General features: G+C 52.6%; 24 protein-coding genes. 13 read left to right on the plus strand and 11 right to left on the minus strand.

What is annotated here, in order from left to right; all coding sequences use genetic code 11:
* The first annotated feature begins 874 nt into the window (after nt 1–874).
* The 11 genes from AS89_RS0104395 (at nt 875) to AS89_RS0104440 (ending at nt 8,040) form a co-directional block, all read left to right on the plus strand.
* Complete coding sequence (locus AS89_RS0104395) at nt 875–1,165, plus strand: hypothetical protein (protein WP_010131155.1); 291 nt, start codon at nt 875–877, stop codon at nt 1,163–1,165.
* Nucleotides 1,166–1,337: 172 nt separating this feature from the next.
* Complete coding sequence (locus tag AS89_RS19075; RefSeq protein WP_158217337.1) at nt 1,338–1,562, plus strand: ClpX C4-type zinc finger protein; 225 nt, start codon at nt 1,338–1,340, stop codon at nt 1,560–1,562.
* Between the two features lie 684 nt (nt 1,563–2,246).
* Nucleotides 2,247–2,555 carry a hypothetical protein gene (locus AS89_RS0104400; protein ID WP_010131157.1) on the plus strand — a complete coding sequence of 103 codons (309 nt, stop codon included), beginning with the start codon at nt 2,247–2,249 and terminating at the stop codon, nt 2,553–2,555.
* Between the two features lie 224 nt (nt 2,556–2,779).
* Nucleotides 2,780–3,001, plus strand: coding sequence for a hypothetical protein (locus tag AS89_RS0104405; RefSeq protein WP_237709629.1), 222 nt, complete (start codon nt 2,780–2,782; stop codon nt 2,999–3,001).
* Between the two features lie 675 nt (nt 3,002–3,676).
* The gene (locus tag AS89_RS0104415; RefSeq protein ID WP_010131161.1) at nt 3,677–4,111 is read left to right on the plus strand and encodes a hypothetical protein; all 435 of its coding nucleotides are present in this window, start codon (nt 3,677–3,679) and stop codon (nt 4,109–4,111) included.
* A 156-nt stretch (nt 4,112–4,267) separates the two neighbouring features.
* Nucleotides 4,268–4,645: a hypothetical protein gene (locus AS89_RS0104420; protein WP_010131162.1), complete on the plus strand. Its 378-nt coding sequence runs from the start codon at nt 4,268–4,270 to the stop codon at nt 4,643–4,645.
* A gap of 142 nt (nt 4,646–4,787) precedes the next feature.
* Nucleotides 4,788–5,261, plus strand: coding sequence for a hypothetical protein (locus tag AS89_RS18600; RefSeq protein ID WP_138976365.1), 474 nt, complete (start codon nt 4,788–4,790; stop codon nt 5,259–5,261).
* 177 nt (nt 5,262–5,438) lie between these two features.
* Nucleotides 5,439–5,657 carry a hypothetical protein gene (locus AS89_RS0104425; RefSeq protein ID WP_010131163.1) on the plus strand — a complete coding sequence of 73 codons (219 nt, stop codon included), beginning with the start codon at nt 5,439–5,441 and terminating at the stop codon, nt 5,655–5,657.
* 99 nt (nt 5,658–5,756) lie between these two features.
* Nucleotides 5,757–5,963, plus strand: coding sequence for a hypothetical protein (locus AS89_RS0104430; RefSeq protein WP_010131164.1), 207 nt, complete (start codon nt 5,757–5,759; stop codon nt 5,961–5,963).
* A 161-nt stretch (nt 5,964–6,124) separates the two neighbouring features.
* Nucleotides 6,125–7,477 (plus strand): cation:proton antiporter, encoded by a 1,353-nt coding sequence (locus AS89_RS0104435; protein WP_010131166.1) that lies wholly within the window; start codon nt 6,125–6,127, stop codon nt 7,475–7,477.
* Nucleotides 7,478–7,608: 131 nt separating this feature from the next.
* The gene (locus AS89_RS0104440) at nt 7,609–8,040 is read left to right on the plus strand and encodes an MAPEG family protein (protein ID WP_010131167.1); all 432 of its coding nucleotides are present in this window, start codon (nt 7,609–7,611) and stop codon (nt 8,038–8,040) included.
* Between the two features lie 31 nt (nt 8,041–8,071).
* Here the strand turns inward: AS89_RS0104440 and AS89_RS0104445 are convergent, their stop codons facing one another.
* The 4 genes from AS89_RS0104445 to AS89_RS0104460 form a co-directional block, all read right to left on the minus strand.
* Entirely contained in the window at nt 8,072–9,445 is a 1,374-nt protein-coding gene (locus AS89_RS0104445; protein WP_010131168.1) for a glutamate decarboxylase, read from the minus strand.
* 15 nt (nt 9,446–9,460) lie between these two features.
* The gene (locus AS89_RS0104450; protein ID WP_010131169.1) at nt 9,461–10,951 is read right to left on the minus strand and encodes an amino acid permease; all 1,491 of its coding nucleotides are present in this window, start codon (nt 10,949–10,951) and stop codon (nt 9,461–9,463) included.
* A gap of 112 nt (nt 10,952–11,063) precedes the next feature.
* On the minus strand, nt 11,064–11,693 hold the full coding sequence (gene msrA, locus AS89_RS0104455; RefSeq protein WP_010131170.1) for a peptide-methionine (S)-S-oxide reductase MsrA: 630 nt from the start codon (nt 11,691–11,693) through the stop codon (nt 11,064–11,066).
* Nucleotides 11,694–11,745: 52 nt separating this feature from the next.
* Nucleotides 11,746–12,300 (minus strand): carboxymuconolactone decarboxylase family protein, encoded by a 555-nt coding sequence (locus AS89_RS0104460; protein WP_010131171.1) that lies wholly within the window; start codon nt 12,298–12,300, stop codon nt 11,746–11,748.
* Between the two features lie 202 nt (nt 12,301–12,502).
* Here AS89_RS0104460 and AS89_RS0104465 point away from each other — a divergent pair, with 202 nt between their 5' ends.
* A complete protein-coding gene (locus tag AS89_RS0104465; RefSeq protein ID WP_010131173.1) occupies nt 12,503–13,099 on the plus strand; it encodes a TetR/AcrR family transcriptional regulator in 597 nt (198 codons plus the stop codon).
* Between the two features lie 94 nt (nt 13,100–13,193).
* On the opposite strand, the gene AS89_RS0104470 is transcribed toward AS89_RS0104465, so the two are convergent.
* On the minus strand, nt 13,194–14,039 hold the full coding sequence (locus tag AS89_RS0104470) for a type 1 glutamine amidotransferase domain-containing protein (protein ID WP_010131175.1): 846 nt from the start codon (nt 14,037–14,039) through the stop codon (nt 13,194–13,196).
* A 160-nt stretch (nt 14,040–14,199) separates the two neighbouring features.
* Here AS89_RS0104470 and AS89_RS0104475 point away from each other — a divergent pair, with 160 nt between their 5' ends.
* Nucleotides 14,200–15,111 carry a LysR family transcriptional regulator gene (locus AS89_RS0104475; RefSeq protein ID WP_029249785.1) on the plus strand — a complete coding sequence of 304 codons (912 nt, stop codon included), beginning with the start codon at nt 14,200–14,202 and terminating at the stop codon, nt 15,109–15,111.
* A gap of 84 nt (nt 15,112–15,195) precedes the next feature.
* On the opposite strand, the gene AS89_RS0104480 is transcribed toward AS89_RS0104475, so the two are convergent.
* The 6 genes from AS89_RS0104480 to AS89_RS18755 form a co-directional block, all read right to left on the minus strand.
* Nucleotides 15,196–15,876, minus strand: a complete 681-nt coding sequence (locus AS89_RS0104480; RefSeq protein WP_010131178.1) for a zinc metallopeptidase — start codon at nt 15,874–15,876, stop codon at nt 15,196–15,198.
* Nucleotides 15,877–15,986: 110 nt separating this feature from the next.
* A complete protein-coding gene (locus tag AS89_RS16900; RefSeq protein ID WP_010131179.1) occupies nt 15,987–16,544 on the minus strand; it encodes an NlpC/P60 family protein in 558 nt (185 codons plus the stop codon).
* A 144-nt stretch (nt 16,545–16,688) separates the two neighbouring features.
* Entirely contained in the window at nt 16,689–17,174 is a 486-nt protein-coding gene (locus tag AS89_RS0104490) for a YcxB family protein (protein ID WP_010131180.1), read from the minus strand.
* Between the two features lie 554 nt (nt 17,175–17,728).
* Entirely contained in the window at nt 17,729–18,538 is an 810-nt protein-coding gene (locus tag AS89_RS0104500; protein ID WP_010131181.1) for an NYN domain-containing protein, read from the minus strand.
* A 158-nt stretch (nt 18,539–18,696) separates the two neighbouring features.
* Nucleotides 18,697–19,437: a hypothetical protein gene (locus tag AS89_RS0104505; RefSeq protein WP_010131182.1), complete on the minus strand. Its 741-nt coding sequence runs from the start codon at nt 19,435–19,437 to the stop codon at nt 18,697–18,699.
* 153 nt (nt 19,438–19,590) lie between these two features.
* A partial coding sequence (locus AS89_RS18755; RefSeq protein ID WP_010131183.1) for a hypothetical protein occupies nt 19,591–19,943 on the minus strand: 353 nt, incomplete at its 5' end.

Raw genomic sequence — 19,943 nt, forward strand, 5'->3', positions numbered from 1 at the left:
AGGTGCCGGTCAGTATTTTTAGTTTTTCGAGGTTGCTCAAAATTCAGTGCACAAAATAGCATCCAATATTGAGCTGTTTTGGGCGGTTGCTATTCATTCAAGTTCGTTCCTAGAATGTTCGTTCGAGATCAGTAGAAATGGGCAGTCCGGAGTAATCTTTTGGAGTGCCAGTAAGATAAAAAATAGTTGGGTAAAGTGCGGTATTCTTTCCCCGTAAATTTCGGGCAGCAGCCAGCCAATCCGTGGCTGGCAAAGTGCTAGTAGCTAGTCCAGAGTGCGGCCGCAATAACGAGGCCAGGCAGTAAAGCTCCGGGCCTTTGGCCCTCCGCGGGACAGCTTACCTTGTGCACCTTTTGCGCAGGTCGCTTTGCTCCCATTTTTGCGCAAAACGCGCACAAGGTAAGCTGCCCCTGCTGGCGGCGTTATGCATCGTTGGCGTAGAGTATGAATGTTTGGCCGTTCTTTTTGATAATTTTGCTCTTTACGGCTTGGTTGTGTGAGTATCCATTACCAAATGGAACCAGTGACCCAAGAAAATTTCGTTCCAAAGAGAGATATAGGCTACTAGGAAAGTGGTTTCTTTTCGTGATTTTCGGCGCGCTGGGTGTTTGGGCTAGTCCAATCTTCTACTTTGTTTCTGGAACATTTTTTGTTCTTGCGGGAATTCAGTTGCAGAGTGCTCACGGCAAGCTAAGCGGGTAGCGTCATGCATAACAAGCGCAAGCAAGAATGCTTCGGCCCCTCGGGCCTGCGCGGGACGCCCAACGTTGTGCACCTTTTGCGCGCTCGCTGCGCTCCCATTATTGCGCAAAAGGCGCACAACATTGGTCGCCCCTGTTGCGGGCGTTAGAAATTTAAGTCTCATTGAATCGAAATGTACTCAAAGAAAGTTTTAATTATCGCTGCAAAGTCTTCTTTCTATAGTGTGCTTTGGCCGGCACTTGTGATTGGCGCATTTAGCCTTTTCTTTGCAACTGATATTCCTTTATCGATCAAAATCGGCCTGTTCGTGGGAATTCAATTCCTCTGTTGGCTTGCATTCTTCTCAGGTTGTATCCTTTTTCACCAATCTAAGATGCGCGATTCAGAATTCAAGAGAGAATTTCTTTCGAAAGACGAGGAGGAGCAGGGCCGTGAACTGGGTACATATATCGAAGGATGGTAGTGGCCCCAATTTCTAACAAGCACGGGCAGTGAAGCTACGGCCCTTCGGGCCTCCGCGAGACGGCTTACCTTTTGCACGTTTTGCGCGGTCGCTACGCTCCCATTTTCGCGCAAAAAGTGCATAAGGTAATCCGCCCCTGCCGTGGGCGTTATGTGTAGAGGAAATCACTACAGTGAATGACGATGAGAATAACTCAGTAAAAAAAGTTCTTAGATCTGTAGATCCAAGCAGCAGGAGTTCATTTGGAAATGAGAAAAATACAACTCATTGCAATTTTTGTGGCAGGGGTCCAAGCGAATACGAGGAGTTAGTCTTGGGGCCTGACGTAACAATCTGTGATATATGCGTAGAGCTAAGTGTCCAAGAGATTAATCTTCGGAGACAAGAGCGGGAATAGTAGTCAGTAGCCGGCAAAAATACACATAACAAACGCAAGCAAGAAGCTCCGGCCCTGTGGGCCTCCGCGGGACGCCCAACGTTGTGCACCTTTTGCGCGGTCGCTGCGCTCCCATTATTGCGCAAAAGGCGCACAACATTGGTCGCCCCTGTTGCGGGCGTTATGCCTATTTCAGGAGTTCCGGTATCTAAATTGAAAAAATTATTGCTTTACGTCACCACATTAGTGCTCGGTACTACCGCATACATCCTGACATTCACGGCATTTTATGAGTCTTGGTTTCCGTATTACTATGAAAAATACGCTGGGTATTTTTTCTTAGCAGGGATTGCGCTAATTATTTTGCTGCCGTTCGCTACTGTTAGCGTATTGGGAGCCACGAGTGAATCTCGGTATTTATCAGAGTTCGCTAGGCACGCCGTATTGGTCCACTTGATAGTAGTTGTGCTTTCAGTTTTGGTGTTTATCTATATGTTATCTAATGGGACCCTAATTAGTGGCTCCGGTACATATCAAGTGGTTCCGTCAGGTGGATAGGCATAACAAAGCCAGGCAAATTGCTCCGGGCCTTTGGCCCTCCGCGGGACAGCCTACCTTGTGCACCTTTTGCGCAGGTCGCTTTGCTCCCATTATTGCGCAAAACGCGCACAAGGTAGGCTGCCCCTGCTGGCGGCGTTAAGTTTCATGAACATAAAAGCACTATTTCAGTTTGGCGGAATTAAAAAGGCGCGGACCCCACCGATCATTTCCTTGATCTTAGGCACCTGCATGCTTTTCGTTTTAGTGCCATGGTTGCTGCTGGATGGTGAGTATCTTTTTAAAGAAATAGAGTACTATCGTAGTGAGAAGCTTCTTACGATCGCAAGTGATCCTTTATTCTTCTACGCTTTGGCGTTTTTCGCAGGAGTAATTGGGTTCTTCTCCATGTGGGAGTTTGTCAACGGTTATACGCTAAATCGTAGCCACCAGAAACTTAACAAACACGGGCAATGAAGCTCCGGCCCTTCGGGCCTCCGCGGGACGTCTTACCTTATGCACGTTTTGCGCGGTCGCTTCGCTCCTATTTTCGCGCAAAACGCGCATAAGGTAAGCCGCCCCTGCCGTGGGCGTTATGTTTCAAAATGAAGAAAGTAGACCCACATAGTCACTCGTTCAAGAACCAGCATTGGCCTTTTCCCTTCGACGAAAACGTTGCGGCGATAACAACGAAATTCGTCATGAGTGAAGAGCATCCTATTGTCGAGGTGTTGCATTGGGATGATGGGGATTGGCAGTTCATGTGTAATACAACGAATGATCCGGAAGATGGAATGGTTGTGTGTATGGGCTGCCTGTATGAAAAATTTACTTGGATCTCAGCCTTTAAAGATCTGAAACCTGGTTTCCATTCATTCTTTGATAAAGAGGAAAGTAGGTGGGTTACGGCGAAAATCTCTTGAAACATAACAAAGCCGGGCAAATTACTCCGGGCCTTCGGCCCTCCGTGGGACAGCTTACCTTGTGCACCTTTTGCGCAGGTCGCTATGCTCCCATTTTCGCGCAAAACGCGCACAAGGTAAGCTGCCCCTGCCGGCTGCGTTAAGTGCCAGTGAAGTGAAGAAACGAAATTTAAAATATGAAGGTAGATCATGGTTTATCGGATCATATCTTCTAATTGTATTTTTTCTATTTCAGTGGACCGTAATATTCCTCACTGTCACGGTCCCATCCGGCAGTAAGTTAGCGGATTACTGGCTAGTGGGGAATGAGTTCGGGGAGAACCTGTATGGCCAGTTTTTACTCATATTTCTATTGATAGGGGCATGGGCAGCTCTAGAGGTAATACTCACGATAAATGGCCACATAGAAGATTCCATACCTAATTTTGTGGTTGGGTGCGCAGTAATTATCTCAATCATAGCCATCCTATATGGTATGTACTCTCTGTGGGAGCTATTTCTCATTGAGTGGGATCGCACTTAACAAGGCCGGGCAATTTGCTCCGGGCCTTCGGCCCTCCGCGGGACAGCTTACCTTGCGCACGTTTTGCGCGGGTCGCTGCGCTCCCATTTTCGCGCAAAAAGCGCACAAGGCAAGCTGCCCCTGCCGGCGGCGTTAAGCTTAGGAATCGAATTATGAGAGAGCTAAAAGTTTGGTACCGGGATTTACCACTAGCTGCTATCGGCTGGTTTCTTTATGCATACTTCGCCATGGCGTTTTTTTGGTCGCAATACAACAAAATCAATCCGATGCTTTCGAGCTTAACTTCGGATTTTGCCGTGAACAACCAGGCGTTGTTTAACACAATTTTACATGCCCATGACATGCTAATTAATCTTGTGCTAGCCATTCCAGCGGCATTGATATTGGCAAAAATCATGAAAATCCGATCAATACTTGCTGTCACACTTGCTTCGCTGATCGTAGCTGGCGTCATGAATCGAGGCCTTTCTTCTTCATTGCTCACGTCAGGAAATTTCCAAATAATTTGGAGTGTATTGGTGCTATTTCTAATTCTACCGGCGGCATTCTATTGCTTCGGGCGGAGCTCCAGTGCCAGTACCGCTTAACAAGCACAGGCAATATGCTCCGGCCCTTTGGGCCTCCGCGGGACGTCTTACCTTGTGCACCTTTTGCACAGGTCGCTACGCTCCCAGTTTTGCGCAAAACGCGCACAAGGTAAGCCGCCCCTGCTGTGGGCGTTAAGTGTTACTAGAGGAATTCTCGTGGGAAGGAAATATCGTAGGAGAAAGAGCGCTGGTTCATCTATTTTAAGAGATACTTCCTCTGTCGCGGTATCCGGCAATCCCTTAAAGGTATTTCTGTTTGGGATTGTAGGTTTTCTCGGGCTGTATTTTGGTTTTCCTCTTTTCCTTGATAGTGTCATTCTCAATAATGGCGAAGAAGGGCTCATGAGTGGTGTAGCTAAAATCATTGAGCGAAGAATAATTTGGTCGGAAAGACTCGGGATTTCGGTGTTTCTTATTTGCGCAGGATTTGCTCTATTTCGGACGGTAAGCAACCGCAAAATCACTAAGCAGTCTCAGAGAATTGCGGTGATGGCAGCCAAGGCGACAGCCAGAAACATCGAGAAAAACACTTAACAAGGCCGGGCAATGTGCTCCGGGCCTGCGGCCCTCCGCGGGACAGCTTACCTTGTGCACCTTTTGCGCAGGTCGCTGTGCTCCCATTTTCGCGCAAAAGGCGCACTAGGTAAGCTGCCCCTGCCGGCGGCGTTAAGCAATTATGAATCGACGAATCTTCGTTCTGTTTCCCTTGATACTGTTTTGTGTGTCGCTTTTACTACCGGCTTTAGGTGTATCTGGTAGATCTGAATATGGTTATTCTGTTTTGGCCACCGGTTGGTTTCAGTCATATATCGCAATATCTGCAATCGCCAATTGGTATTCTCATGACATGCTGTCGTCAGACAATTTTTGGCCGTCACTACTAATGATATTCCCTTGGCTCGCAAATATTTTTATTGTTTCAAGCCTCGGGTTTTTAGCATCGTCAAAAGAACGGCTTGCTGCAGTATTCTGCATTTTTGCTTTAGTATGTGTAATAGTATTCTTCATTAACCCGGTGGCTATGTTGGGTCCTGACGGAATGATTGTTACAGTTACTCCGTTGTTTGGGGCATATCTTTGGGCGCTTTCTACGGTCGTTACACTTTGGCTTATCGTGGCTCGAAGATGGAGCGCTAAAGAGCATACCTAACAAAACCGGGCAATTTGTTACGGCCCTTCGGCTCTCCGCAGGATAGCTTGCTTCGTGTACATTTTTTACAATTCGCTGCGCTCCCATCATTGCGCAAAAGACGCACAAAGTAAGCTGCCCCTGCCGGCGATGTTAAGAGTAAGACGTACCCAAAATTAGAAAAGAAAGAATTGATTGATGCAAATGAAAAAGATACTTTTTGCAATCCTGCTTGCACTTGCAGCGGTCGCTGTTTATTTCATGCAAGATAAGATACCCAAGCTCGGAAGTGTTAGTCTTGCCCAAGTCATAATCGCTGGTGCCGTCGCTGGCTGTATTCACCTGGTGCTTGAGTCTTTTGGTATCAATCTGTCCGGCCAGAAAACATCTAAAGAAGATTCCGAGTCAAGCATATGACAAGTTACTCGCTTCCTTAAGATACCTAGCCCCCTTTGCTTCACTTACTCCATCTGATTTGGTCGAGAATTCGAGATACCCATATAAGGAGGATCGCTAATGGCTATAAAACACCTAATCGGGAAAGTTTCACTCGCATTTTTGATCGCAGTGGTAGTTGCATATATGGGACTGCTATTTGTGGTGAGGGCGACGTTTCCGCAGTGGTTCTTCTTGGGTTTGGAGTTGGTCGGGCTTGTGGCGGTCATTTGGCTGATTAAGCAGCTTGTTAGCGGTCGCTTGTCAGGTACTGAGCAGCAATCCTGAGCGCCATAGAATCAGTTCGGCTGTTTGCTAGGCTTCAGTTTGTGCAGGCGCTTCTAGTTTGGAATATAAAGCTGCACGCCACTAACGATGCTGCCGGTACGGGGCTGTACGGCCTACACGAGTCGACGGCCGCAATACCTAACTGACGTGAGTTTACGCCTTTGACTGCATATTTCGACACTCTCAAATTTCTAGAGGCGTACGATCTCACGCTCATTGTCGTTGGCTTGGGGGTATTGGCGCTCGCGGCACTGCTACATCGGTTCAACAAGCTTCCTCTTTCTTTCCCGATCCTGTCGCTGGCAATGGGTTACGTTGCCTTTGCCCTGCCGTTGGGGCTGACACCGCCCGACCCGCGAGAACACGAATCGCTTACGGTTCACCTGACCGAGATTGGCGTAATCATCTCATTGATGGGCGTGGGGCTTAAAATCGACCGGTGGCCGGATTTGCGTACCTGGAGCGCTACCTGGAGGATGCTGGGTATTTGCATGCCCCTGACGATCATTGCGGTAGCGTGGCTGGGCTGGTGGATGGTCGGTTTGGCGCCGGCGGCGGCGGTATTACTCGCCGCAGCCCTCGCCCCCACCGACCCGGTATTGGCCTCGGATGTGCAACTGGGGGAACCTGAACCAGAGGTCTTGGATAGCGAGAGTGCCGCGACGGAAAACGATCAGGCGCCGGTGGACGAGATACCGGTAGAGCGGGACGACGAGCTTCGCTTCACGCTTACGTCCGAGGCCGGGTTGAATGACTCGTTGGCCTTCCCATTCACCTACCTTGCCCTGCTGATGCTGGCGGAAGGGCTCTCGCCGAGCAACTGGTTGGGCCAATGGCTGGTGATCGATGTGTTTTACCGCATCATTGTGGGTGTTGTGGCGGGCGCTGCCGTCGGGTGGGCGTTATCGCATGTGCTGTTGCGACTGCCGGTTACCACTGAGCAGGAGAAGATGCGGACCGGCGTGGGCGCGTTGGCGGCCACCTTGCTGTTGTATGGCATCACCGAGAGTGTTGGCGGCTATGGCTTTCTGGCGGTGTTCATCGGCGGCCTGACGATCCGCAATAAAGAGCACACACAGCGCGGACATCAGTCGTTGCACACCTTCGCTGAGCAGGCCGAGCAACTGCTTATGACGGGTATTCTTATTGCGCTGGGCGGTGCCATCGCGGGCGGGTTGCTTGATGCCTTAACCTGGCAGGGGGTATTGCTGGGCGTATTGCTCGTATTCGTTGTGCGCCCTGCTGCGGGGCTAGTGGGGCTGGTGGGGGAGCAGCGTCTTTCGGCGCTGGATCGTGTGATCGCCAGCTTCTTTGGTATTCGTGGTATCGGCTGTATTTACTATCTGGCCTATGGATTGCACGTGGGGAACTTTGTGGATGGAGATCTCCTGTGGGCCACTTGTGCCTTCGCCATCGTCCTGTCGGTGATTGTCCACGGCGTAACGGCTTCCCCGGTGATTCGGTTCCGCGACCGGCGCAGACGACGTCGGGGCGAAGGATCCCCGGCGGCATAACCCAACCTCCAATTCGATATCGACTACACCGGCCTTTTATGCCAGTCAAAGATAGGGCAGCCAAAAATAAGACAGTCAGCGATAGGTAAGCGATAATCCCCCAAAATGCATGATTCGATGAGGGGAGTTAAATGGAAACGTCAGTTCAGCTAATCCAGCCACTGGTAGCCCTGGTTATTTGGTCAATGGTGATGTGGCTGTGGATGTATGCCACGCGCATACCTGCGATTGTCTCCATGAAGCTGGAGATGGACCCCACGGTACCAAGCGCTGAGCAAATGGCGAAGCTACCCGCTCAGGTGCGCTGGAAGGCGGATAATTACAATCATCTGATGGAACAGCCCACGCTGTTCTATGCGGTGGTGCTTGCCCTCGCTGTTTTGGGGGTATCCAGCGGACTCACCCTGTTTGCCGCCTGGGCTTATGTGGCCTTTCGGATTATCCACAGTCTTGTGCAAGCGCTCGGCAATAAAATTGAATTGCGGTTCGCAGTCTTTGTCGCGTCCAATATTCCGCTGCTGCTTCTGGTGTTCATTGCAGCGCGGGCCGCTTTTGCTGCGTAACCCATTGCTGCGTAACCCATTGCTGGGTGCGTCAGCACTTGCTTACCGCGGTCTGGTGGGCGTTATGCAGCTTGGGCGGGGTTGCGTTGCCGCCATGTTGCTTGAGCCAGTCACAGGCGTGGATGATGTCATCGGCGAGAAACTTGATGACGTTGTGGTTCAGGTGAGGCCGCACCACCACCCGTAGCGAATTGATGCTTTCCGCTTTGGGGGGCATCGAGTAGGCGGAAAGCACCCATCCTCTCTCGCGCACCTTGAATGACACATCGAATTCATTGAAGTTGCTGAATTCTTCTTTCAGCGTGAGCGCCACTACCGGAATTCTCTGGGTCGAATTCAGTACATCGAAGTAGCCGCTATCGAGCAGGCGCTGCCGGAGATAGTGGGAGTTATCCAGCGTGCACTGCATGATTTTGCGGAACCCCTCAAAACCCAGCCGCAAGAATACATAGTACTGGTAGGCCACTGGTGCCGCGTTGCGGCTGAAGTTCAGCGTGGCGGTGGGCATTTCGCCGCCGAGGTAATTGACGTAAAACATCAGGTCTTCGTCAAATACTTTGCGGTCTTTGAATACCAGCCACCCAAGTCCCGGCGGCACCAGTCCGAATTTGTGTCCCGAGGCATTGATTGACTGCACCCTCGGCAGTCGAAAGTCCCACTGGTAGTCCGGGTATAGAAACGGATTGACGAAGCCGCCGGATGCACCGTCGATATGCATTGGAATGTTATGCCCGGTGCGCTGTTCGTAATCGTCCAGCCAATCGTGGATCGCGCGGAAGTCATCGTCCTCGCCAGTAAATGTCTGGCCGGCAATGGCTACGACTGCGGTGGTGTTTTCGTCAACGAGCTGTTCCAGGTGCTCGGTGGTGAGCCGGTACTGGTTGGGTTCGAGCTCGGCGATACGGGGCTCAACATCGAAGTAGCGCATGAATTTCTTCCATACGATCTGCACGTTGCCCCCGGTAACGATGTTGGGGCGGCTGGCATCGAGGCCCGCTGCTTGCCGCGCTTTGCGCCAGTTCCATTTATGGGCCAGCCCCGCCAGCATGCATGCTTCCGATGAGCCGATGGTGGCGGTGCCGAAAGCCTCCGCGTCTTTGGGGCCATTCCACAGGTCGTGCAACCAGCGCACCATGCGCTCCTCCATCTCGAACAGCTGGGGATACATGTCGTGGTCGATGTAGTTCTTGAGGTAATGTTTTTTCATTACCTCGAAGGCTTCCGGCTCGGTGAAGGTGGTGACAAACGAGGAGAGGTTCATCACCGGCTTGGCATCTGCCCAGGCTTCACTGTTGACCGTTGCTTCGGCGGCAAAGGCCGACATGGTGGTGCGCGGGAAGGTGTGGTCGGGGATGTCTTCGTTCAGCTGATCAAAGAATTCGTCGAATGGTGATTGGGTCTTCATCGTCTTTACCTTGATCTATTGTTGTCCGGTATTCGGCTGTTGTTGCTTCCAGCTCGGTTTGCGGAATTGGTAAATCAGTAGCGGGATTGCGGTAAACACCACGGCACCCGCGGCCACTAGCAACACATACATGGTCGGGCTGCCGATGGGCAACTGGTCGGGCGGGAAGAACGACACCACAAAAGCAAAGGCCACCGCGACAAATCCGGTGCCGGCGACGAGGAGCATGCCGGCCATGCCCCCGGGGATTGCAAAGCTGCGCGGCAGGTCCGGACGGGTATGCCGCAGGCGAATCGCCGCGGCATACATCAGCATGTACATGATGATGTAGAGGGTGATGGTCATTGCTGAGATGAGGAAAAAGGCCGTCGCCACATTCTTGAACAGGAAGTAGATACAGGAGATCAGGGTGGCGATGGTGCCCTGCACCAGCAGGATGCTTTTTTGCATGCCGTGTTTGTTGGTTTTTTGCAGCCACGGCGGCAAGGTGCCGTCGCGCGCGGTGGCCAACAGGCCACGGCTGGGGCCGGCGAGCCAGGCGAGGGCGCCGCCAAGGGCGCCGTAGCACACCAGTAGTGCGAGGACTTGTACCGGCCATTTCATCCCCAAGAGTTTGTCGAAAGCTTGCTCGAAGGTGGTGAACACGCCGGTCTGCAGGCTGATATTGTCGTAGGGGAGGATCGCCGCAACGGCCAGTGCGCCGACGGTGAAGATGGCAAAAGACACTGCGGCGGCGATAAAAATAGCGATCGGGTAGTCCCGCCTGGCGTTGCGCATCTCGGTGGCGTGCGTCGCCTGCGCTTCGACACCCGCGAAATTCAGCAGGATGCCGCCAAGAAATGCGAGCGAGCCGAGCCCGGCCACATGTGGAAACCAGCGCGGATGATGGTGACCGTGTTCTTCCGTGGTCACTGCCGGATTGGTGGCGGTCTCCCAGCCGATCGCGTGGCCGCTGGCGGCCCAGGAGATGGCTAGTGCCATCAGAATCAAACCGGGGAAGACGGTGCCGAGTAAGAAGCCGAATTTGGTGACCTTGGCGAGCAGGTCTGTACCGGTGAGCGCCACCGCGGTTGCCGCCCAGTAGGCAAAGATACAGAAGAGACCAACAAACACGTTGTTTTCGGCAAGGTGTGGGAGGCCAATGCCGTAGGCGATCCCCGCCGCGGCAAAGCTGAGCCCGGTGGGGTACCAGACGACATTCTGAATCCACTGTAGCCAGATGGCGGTAAACCCCAGGCGCGGGCTGAATGCCTCGCCGATCCAGGTGTATACGCCACCGGAGCGGTCACCAAACGCACCGCCGAGTTCTGCGGCGACGAGCCCTGCCGGGATGAGAAACAACAAGGTGGCGAAGCCGATGTAGATAAACATCGTCAGCTCTTCCTGCGCCATCATCGGCAGGCCGCGCAGGCTGGTGACCACCGTGGCAGCCGTAAGCAGGCCAAGGGTGGTGGCCGTCAGGGTCTTCCTGGTTGGGGATTTGGCAGGTTGGTCGGCAGAATTCACCTGGCTTCACTCCGGGCGCCATTGCGGAAAATAGGAGTTTAGTCACTATCTGCCGATTAATGTGGCTACAAGCCCGGTCTAACCCGGGCTTGTATTTAACTTAAGTATCGCGTTAACGCAGTAGGCAGGCACCGGTACCGGCGAGGCCACAATAGCCCTCGGGGTTTTTCGCCAAATATTGCTGGTGATCCTCTTCCGCATAGAAAAACGCCGGTGCAGGTCGGATCTCGGTGGTAATCCCGCCAAAGCCTTTTTCTGCCAGAGCCTGTTGGAAGTCTTTTTCCGAGGCCCGGGCCTGGGCGAGTTGCGTTTCTCCGAACGTGTAAATACAGGAGCGATACTGGGTACCCAGATCATTGCCCTGGCGCATGCCCTGAGTGGGATCGTGCTCCTCCCAGAATATGCGCAGTAACTCCTGGTAACTGACTTTCGCAGGATCAAAAACGACCAGGACAACTTCGGCGTGCCCGGTGCCTCCGCTGCACACTTCTTGGTAATTGGGGTTCGGGGTAAAGCCACCGGCGTAGCCGGCGGCTGTGACATAGACCCCGTCCACTTCCCAGAACAGGCGTTCTACACCCCAGAAGCAGCCCATACCGAAAACCGCTTGTTCAAGGCCATCCGGAAACGCCGGCTGCATGGCGCGACCAGACACGAAGTGTGTACCAGAGATCGGCATCGGCTCGGCCCGCCCCGGCAGCGCGTCGGTGGCCGAAGGGAGTTGCGATTTGTCGTAGTGCATTATTGGACCTCAATAATCGGTGCCGCGGGGGCTGCTAGGTGTCGAAAGCGATTTATTCGCCTTTCTGCCAGGCGAAACGCTGGAAGGGTTCATCCACTGGGGTGTCGGCGAGGTGGTTGGTGTAGTTACTCATCACTTTCTGCGCCAGACCCAGAACAATTTCCAACACATGACGCTGGTTGTAACCAGCTGCATAAAATTCCTGTTGCTCCGCTTCGCTGACGTTACCGCGCGAGCGCACCATGCTCAGGGTAAATGTGCGAAGTGCTTCCAACTTTGCGGAGGGCAGGGGCGTTTCGTTACGCAGTGCCTCGGTAATCGCGTCGTCCACTTTCATCTGTTTGGCGATGCCGGTGTGGGCGGGCACGCAGTAGTGGCATTCGTGCTCCACATTGATGGCCTGCCAGACCACTGTTTTTTCATCGGCGTCGAAACTGGATTCAAGGAACAGGCGATGCAGCTGCTGGTAACCTTCCAGTAGCCCGGGCGCTTCGGCCATCACTGCGTGCAGGTTTGGGATCATGCCGAAGGCCTGAATCGACGCATCCAGCAGTTCGGCGCTTTTTTCCGGCGCGGTTTCCTTGTTATGCAATGTAAAGTCGCTCATGTGCATACGGCCTCTTGGTTGTCATGTTGAGTAATGTGGCAGGCAAGTCTCCATTTTTGAGTGATTGCTCAATTATGGGCGTAGGAATGCCGCCGTCAGGAGTTACAATAGCTATATTTGAGCGATCACTCAAGTTATTATTGAGTGGTCACTCAAATTTTACTGACTGACCGATCACAAACCTGCAATGAGTGAAAGATCTATGGCTCGCACACCGCTGCACAATCGCCAGGAGGCCCTGGAAAAAGCGATGGCGCTGTTCTGGCGCAAAGGCTTTCATGCCACCTCGCTGAAAGATCTCGAGGGTGCGCTCGATATGCGCCCCGGCAGTATCTACGCGGCGTTTGGCAGTAAGGACCAACTGTTTTTGGAGGCGCTGGAGTGCTATGCACAGCGTAGCCTGTCGGAGGCCGATCGTATCTTCGCTGCGCACGCGTCCCCCATGCAGGGGCTGTCTGCTTACCTGCGTAATTTGGGCAGTATTCGCGACGAGGCGTTGCCGTGTCCCGCCTGTATGCTCACCAAGAGCCTGATGGAGCTGGGTGATCAGGAGGCAAAAACCCGCCAGCGTGTGGAAGCGCTGCTGGCCGGTATGGAGGCGCGTTTCGCCGAGCAGCTGCGCGCTGCGCAGTCGGCAGGGGAGTTGTCCGCGGACGAGGACATTGAGCTGCTCAGCCGCCGCTTGCAGTCGGAAGTTATGGGGTTGCGCACATTTGCCCAGCGGGATGTAGCCACTAAAGATATTCGCCGGATGGCCGAGGCAATCGCGGATACCTGGGCTTCTCTAGGTAGAGCTTGAATGGAAAGAGCTTGAGTCGAGAATCGCGCGGGAAAAAGGGGCCAGCATGCTGGCCCTTTTTTTTTCAGGTTTTTTACTGATTTTTACCGATTATTTATGGATTGCTGAGCTGTTCGAGTACGGCTTCTGCAAGCAGGGTATCGGAGAAAGGGTTTTGGCCGGTGATCAGCTCGCGGTCCACCACCACATTCGGTTGCCACTCGCCGGCAAACTGCATATCGCCACCGGCAGCGGCCATGGCGTTGGCCGGGTAGTAGCGCAGTTTTGCGCCGTTGAGTGAGGACTCGAAGACGGCCTCTTCCGGGTTGGAGAAGATGGTCATGCGATAGCCGTCATAGATCCAGTCCTTGGCGGCGACCGGCGACTGGTTTGCCTGCCCACTTTCATAGCCCACGGGGTCGGCCTGGGCAGCGAGCAGTGCAATCGGGCCGTGGCAGATCGCGGCGGTGGGTTTCTGGTGCAGGTGGAAGTGGCGCAGGATCTCGCCCACCTGGGGGTTGTTTACCAGATCGATGAGCGGCGCATGCCCCCCGGGAATAAACACCGCCTGATACTGGTCGAGCCCACCGTCGATTGCTTCGCCCAGTGACAGGGTGTCGTCAATGCCGGGGAGCCCCGCGATCACTTTCTCGATGCGGGCCATCTCGGCGCGATCACCGCCAAAGTAGGCCGGGTCCACGGACTTCTTGTCGACACTGGGGGCGTTGCCCTTGGGGGTTGCTAGCACCAGTTCATAGCCGGCCTTGAGAAATCGGTCGGCGGGTACGCCAAATTCGTTCAGGTAGTAGCCGGTCGGCTCGGTCTTGCCATCCTGCAGTGCCATGACGTTTTCACTCGACAGCAATACCAGAATCTTGCCCTTGGGCGTTTCAGCCAAAGCGCCACTGGCGGTGAACAGGCCGATGGCCGCTACCATCAGGGCGATAATTAATTTCCGCATTATGAATACCTTCAATGTGACTGGTGAATATGACGCGTTTAGGTGACGCGGGCGATTGTTTACATGGATGGTTTGTACGATGGGCGCAGTGTATGGCTGGCGTCGGCGAAGCAGAATTCAGCTAATCTCGTAGCACCCATCAGAAATGTGATTGCTGCAAGTGTCCTATTTCGCGCAATTGAGAACCTTTGTAGAGGTCTACCGCTGCGGCAATATCACCAAGGCGGCAGGTAACCTGGGGCTATCGCAACCGGCGGCCACCGCACACATCCAGACTATGGAGTCTGTTATAGGCCGGCCCCTGTTTGAGCGCCAGGCCCGTGGTGTCAAACCCACGGCCGCCGCGCACGACCTGGCCGCCCAGGTAGCCGGGCACCTGGATGCCATAGAGCTGAAGATTGCCTCGGTGCGGCGTCGCTCCACCGATGTTCAGGGCACCATCAACATTGCCGGGCCGGCGGAGTACATCAGTTATGTGGGGGCCACACAGCTCGCCAACCTACTGCAGTCGGGGGCGACGACGGTTGTGCTGCACATCGGCGGTGCAGAGCGGCTCTACGGCTTGCTGGACAGCGGAGACGCGGACCTCGCGATCACCGCCTCAACACCGGACAGCCAGCGCTTTGAGTCGCAAGTGCTCGACAGCGAACGTTTACTGTTAGTGGCGAACACCTTCGTGGCACGCCAGGTCACTCCCGACAACCTGGACGCGCTGGCCGAGCTTCCGGTGGTAAGTTATGACGCGCAACTGCCGCTCATCCGTGATTACTTCAAGGCAGTATTCAACGCGCCCTGTGGGTCTCTTGTCGCTGCGCTGTGCCCGGATATCCGTGTGCTGTTGGGGCTGGTGCAGGCGGGCGTGGGTTACTCGGTGTTCCCCGATTACTTGTGTAGTAGGGAAATCGAAAAAGGCAGGCTCGCCACATTGGGCGCGGTAGGGCCGGAAAATAATATCTACCTGGTGTGGCGCAAGGGCGCCTTGAGTCATCCACGCATTCAGTATGCGCGCGACATCCTGATGGCGTACGCAAACTTGAACCGCTACGCACATCAGACAGAAGGTGGTAGCTAGTAGCTAGAAGACTGCGCTTGATTGGCGAAACGGCGCCGAGTGACGCAAACTCGGTAGCGGTGGGCTAGGCGAAACAGATAAAACCTAGCGGATAAAGCGTATCCAGCGCCACAAGCGCAGTACATCCAGCAGGGCACCGGCCACATAGGTAAGCGCGCAGGCTCTCAGCACACTGTGCGCCTTGCCCATTAGGTGCTCCGGCAAGTAGCCCTCGCGCAATATGGGCAGGGCCTTGTTAAAGCTCGCATCGTACTCCTCGGGCAAAATCGCCACGTACATAAGCGCCGATGCCAGCATGGTGATCACCGCGATAACCCCAATCCACAGGAAAATCACCGGTGACTTGATCAACAGGGTAAGGATCGGTGCGGCGACCAGAATATAGCCGCCGATTTTCTGGATCTGGCCGGCCCGGCCCAGGTACTTGTCGCGCAGCCGGGAGACGGGCTCCTCGCGGCAGAACTGGATCGCATGGCCCACTTCATGGGCCGCCACCGCCACCGCGGTCACCGACTTGCCGTGGTAAACATCCGGGCTCAGCGCCACGATTTTTTCCGCCGGCGAATAATAGTTCTGGTCCTTGCCCGCCTTAATAACCTTTACCCCATCGAGCTCGTAGCGTTCAACCAGGTGCTCGGCCAGTTCTGCCCCGGAGCCCGGCATATCTCCGATCTCGGTAGAGTGCCGCCACAGCACATAACGTACCCACAGTTGTGGGCCGACGATAAGGGCGACTATGGCGAGGGTAATCAGTACGTAAGGCATTGGAATTTATCGTACGCATTAGCGAGTTGGGGCAGATGCAAAAACTCTACTCGGGCCCTTAGAATAATTCCAGCCAAACCGCGCATGCGTCTGGCCAGAATCCAGGTTCACTAGGATTCCCCGTCGGATGTGAGCTCCAGCCGGCGTGCCCGCCAATAGCGGCTTTTCCAGTAGTGATCCGTCAGCTGCGAGATGGTGACGCCCCTCGACACAGACGCGTGCAGAAACTTGCCATCCTCGAGGTAGATACCGACATGCCGGCCCCGGCGGCCGGTTCTAAAGAAGACCAGGTCTCCCGGGCGCAATTGCGTGCGCTTGATGGGGGCTCCGGCTGTGGCCTGATACTGAGTAGTGCGGGGCAGCTCAACACCCATATGATCGCGGTAAATGAGGTAAACCAGCGCCGAGCAGTCGATACCGCGCTTGCTCATGCCCCCAAGCCGATACGGGATGCCTTTCCACTCCCGGTGCTGGTCATACAGGCTGGCCTTGATCAGCTCGCTGGGTGAAGGGGGTTGCGGGGGCGGCTTTGCAGTCTGGGGGTGTTCTGTGGAGAGGTCTTCAGCGGAGTTGGCGGGGTCTTCCGCTGATTGCTGATAAGGCGCCAAACTGCAACCGGCCGTTGTCAGGATCGCGAGGGAATAGGGCAGCAGCAGTCGTCTTTTCATTGGGGTACATCGGTGCCAGCGCAGCAAACAGCGTCCGCGGGCGACGGCCGAGTTTGGTTGTAGGATGACACTATCCTACCGCCCTTAACTGAATACGAGCTGAACCACCTGATCGGCCGACAACCTGTGCTCGTGCATTTTCACCTAGGCGCGAGCACTTGCTGCACAGTCTTTGATCTTATCGACCAGGCCATCAGGAAATAGCGATTTTGACAGGTAGTGCAGGCCTTTGGAGTTGGTTACAAGAATCAGGCCCAACTCGGTATCAACGACCTGTTCGATCTCAGACCACAACAGTGTTGTGTGTGCGTGGTCGCTTTGCGTGGTTATTTGCTCGTCATCGATCGTGAGTGTCACCTTGCTATTGGCGCTTTTGCCCCACATCTGCCGAGTTAGCCACCAGGCTCTTCGAAATCGAATGTGGAGTAATTCCAGAATCGCGAAAGCAACAAGCATGGCGCCTAAAATTTTGGGTTGCTCGGTAAATAGCAATGTCCCGGTGCCAGCTGCGAGCATCAAGACGGGAAACAGGTAATTTGGCTTGATGCTTTTTCCGTAGAGTGAAGACTGGTCATAACACTCGGCAAGATAATCCCGGGATAGGGTGAATTGCGTTTTGAAAGGTTGCATTCGCACCACTCGTTGTTTTCTTTGGTCTATCAGAAATTCTGACGCTAAATGGAGTTTCTTAAATAAAAAAGCGGGCAGTCTGCCCGCTTAATTACCTCTCTTCCTGTGAGCGACTGCTTATTGTAGTTGTTTCTTAACTACTGTCAGTGCACGTAATTTGGGATTCTGTCTGACTCAATTTGGTCAGTATGGGAGTTTATGCTTGTTTGCTGTGGGTAAAGTAGAAAGCAATAATACTTCCAATCAGTGTTCCGGAGAAGGCCAGGAACTCGGGGAAGTGTGAGTTTCCTGTTAGTGCCAAAGCAAACATAAAAATCAAGAGGAGAAACACAATGCCCATTGCCAACACAGGCTTTACTCTTTTGTTGATCCTTTCGGTTTTCGGCTCGGCTTGTCCAATACCATTGCATGCGGCACAGGAAAGACCGAAATAGGATTGGCTTTTGCTTAGCTCGTGTACGTTTACACAGGCTGTACAACTTGCCCCATCTTTTCCCGTAGAGCAGGTCCCGGATTCATTACAGTGCTTGCAGGGATACAGGTTAGCCTTTGTCTCATGCATGCTCTTCGACCTTCGCCGCCTGACTTTTGGCTTGCGACTTGCTCTTTGCTTTAGCCTTCTTGGGCTTGACGCGATACGAAATCTGGTTGCCTTCTTTTTTATCGATATCCAACTTGCCCTTAAGGCTCTCCAGCAGCTGCGAAAACTTGGACGCGCCGTATGAGCGGGGGTCGAAGTCGGGCATGGAGCGCTTCAGGAAACTGCCTGCAACGGATGCGTTGGCCCAACCGCTATCGTCCTGAAACTGTTCCCAAGCTTTGGTTAGCAATGGAATCAGCTCTGTCGGATTGTTCAGGCTTTTCTTTGATTCTGGTTCCTTGGGTTTTCCTGCTTCTTTGCTCTGGATGGGCTCATCCTCAGCGCCTAAGTTTTCGGTGAAGATGAAATCATCACAGGAGTTGCGGAAAGAAATAGGTGTTTTGCGCTCGCCGACACCAAATACAAACATCTCGTCTTCACGAAGTCGGGACGCTAGCTTGGTAAAATCGCTGTCGCTAGAAACCAAGGCAAAGGCATCAAAACGCTTGGAGTAGAGTAGATCCATTGCATCGATGATCATCGATGCATCGGTAGAGTTCTTACCCGTGGTGTAAGCGAACTGCTGTACCGGCTGGATGGCTAGCTCGTTTAGTGACTTTTTCCAGTTCTTGAGGTTTTCACTGGACCAGTCGCCGTAGGCACGCTTAATTACGATATGGCCATGTGCGGAGATTTCGTCGAGTATCGCCTTCACCTTTGAATATTGCGCGTTATCGGCATCGATCAATACTGCAACTTTCTTATGGTCATCAAGGTCTTTCATAAACTTAACTTCCTGTCTGGCTTTTTTTCTCGATTAACGAATAACTTTTTAAGGCGATTTTTTGTGTCAAAAATCTTCTCTGATACTGATTTTTTTATCGATTTTGTGCTCCATACGCTTAGGCCGGGAGTTACACTAGGGTGAGCGCATTGACGACTTTAATAATTTTCCTCATCTCTACCTGTATTTTGGTAAAGTAAGTCGTATGAGTCGCCTGGCATAGATAGTTCGCCATTTATCATAATTTCAGATTCTACCTCATCGATTGCTTGTCCTTGTAAGTCGAGAATTACTCTGATTCTAAGGAACTCATCAACCACAGAATAACAATCTTCTTCATCATCAATACTTATTATGTCGCGAGAAAGAAGCCAGTCTATAGCTTCATTGTCAATGTGCTCTATGGCAAGAGATCGATCAACTCTGCTTGGAAATTGCCCTCCGGCAATCTGAATGAAGGTGTAATAATCATCAAATCTTGATTCATTTTTCATTGTGTTTATTAGGAGTTCATAGTCTCTACCTCTCGATTCGTAGCAGATGGTTTTTAGTGAGTGGACTAGATCTTTTGTGTCAATACAGCCGTCAGCATCATAGTATTCATTTTCTACGACATGAGACCCGAGCAATTGTATTAGATGGGGGTGTCCACCTGAAATCGAAGCTATACGGTTGATGACATCTGGATCAATATTTAGGCTTTCACCTTCATTCTCCGAACTGGCTACTACTATTTTAAATTTCCCATCTAATAACTCTATTGTTGGATCGGGGCGAAGAGGTTTGAGGTGAATTTTCTTGTAGATGAACCTAGTGACCCCACGATCAGTTTCGGCCATATCTTGATAAAAAGGACTCACCCCCGAGAGTACAAAACGAAGGTTTTTGATTCCTTGCATTTGTACTTCGGTGCATAAAGTTCTCATTAGTTTTGCGACCGCAGGTGCACATTTTTCACATTCGTCAATCGCAATGATGAATTTTTCAGCGCCGATAATTTGTTTTTTGAATGATTGGTCGGCAACTATCTTCGATAATGCAGATAAATGACGTCATTCATTAAAGAAGGTGTAAGCCTCGGAGGATTCATAAGATATTATTTTGGGTATCCCAATTTTTATTTTGTGTTGTATGTTGTCTACTTGGACAAGCTTATCCAAGATCAACCTAGCTGCATCATCAACCGTTTTGATGTCGCCATGTCCAACGGCTAACACTAGTATGTTTTTTTCATTAGAAGCGAATCCGTCCATATGAAGGAGGGTTCGAGAAAGAAAGGATGATTTTCCAATACCAAATGAGCCTTCAATGCAAACCGATCCTTGGTTGATCGCTCGAGAAAGTAGCTCTATTTCTTCACTTCTGCCAAAGAAGTCTTCCGGAAGGCTTGCGATATCAGATGGTG

Origin of the sequence: Microbulbifer agarilyticus S89 (genome assembly GCF_000220505.1) — a bacterium.
Lineage (GTDB): Bacteria > Pseudomonadota > Gammaproteobacteria > Pseudomonadales > Cellvibrionaceae > Microbulbifer > Microbulbifer agarilyticus_B.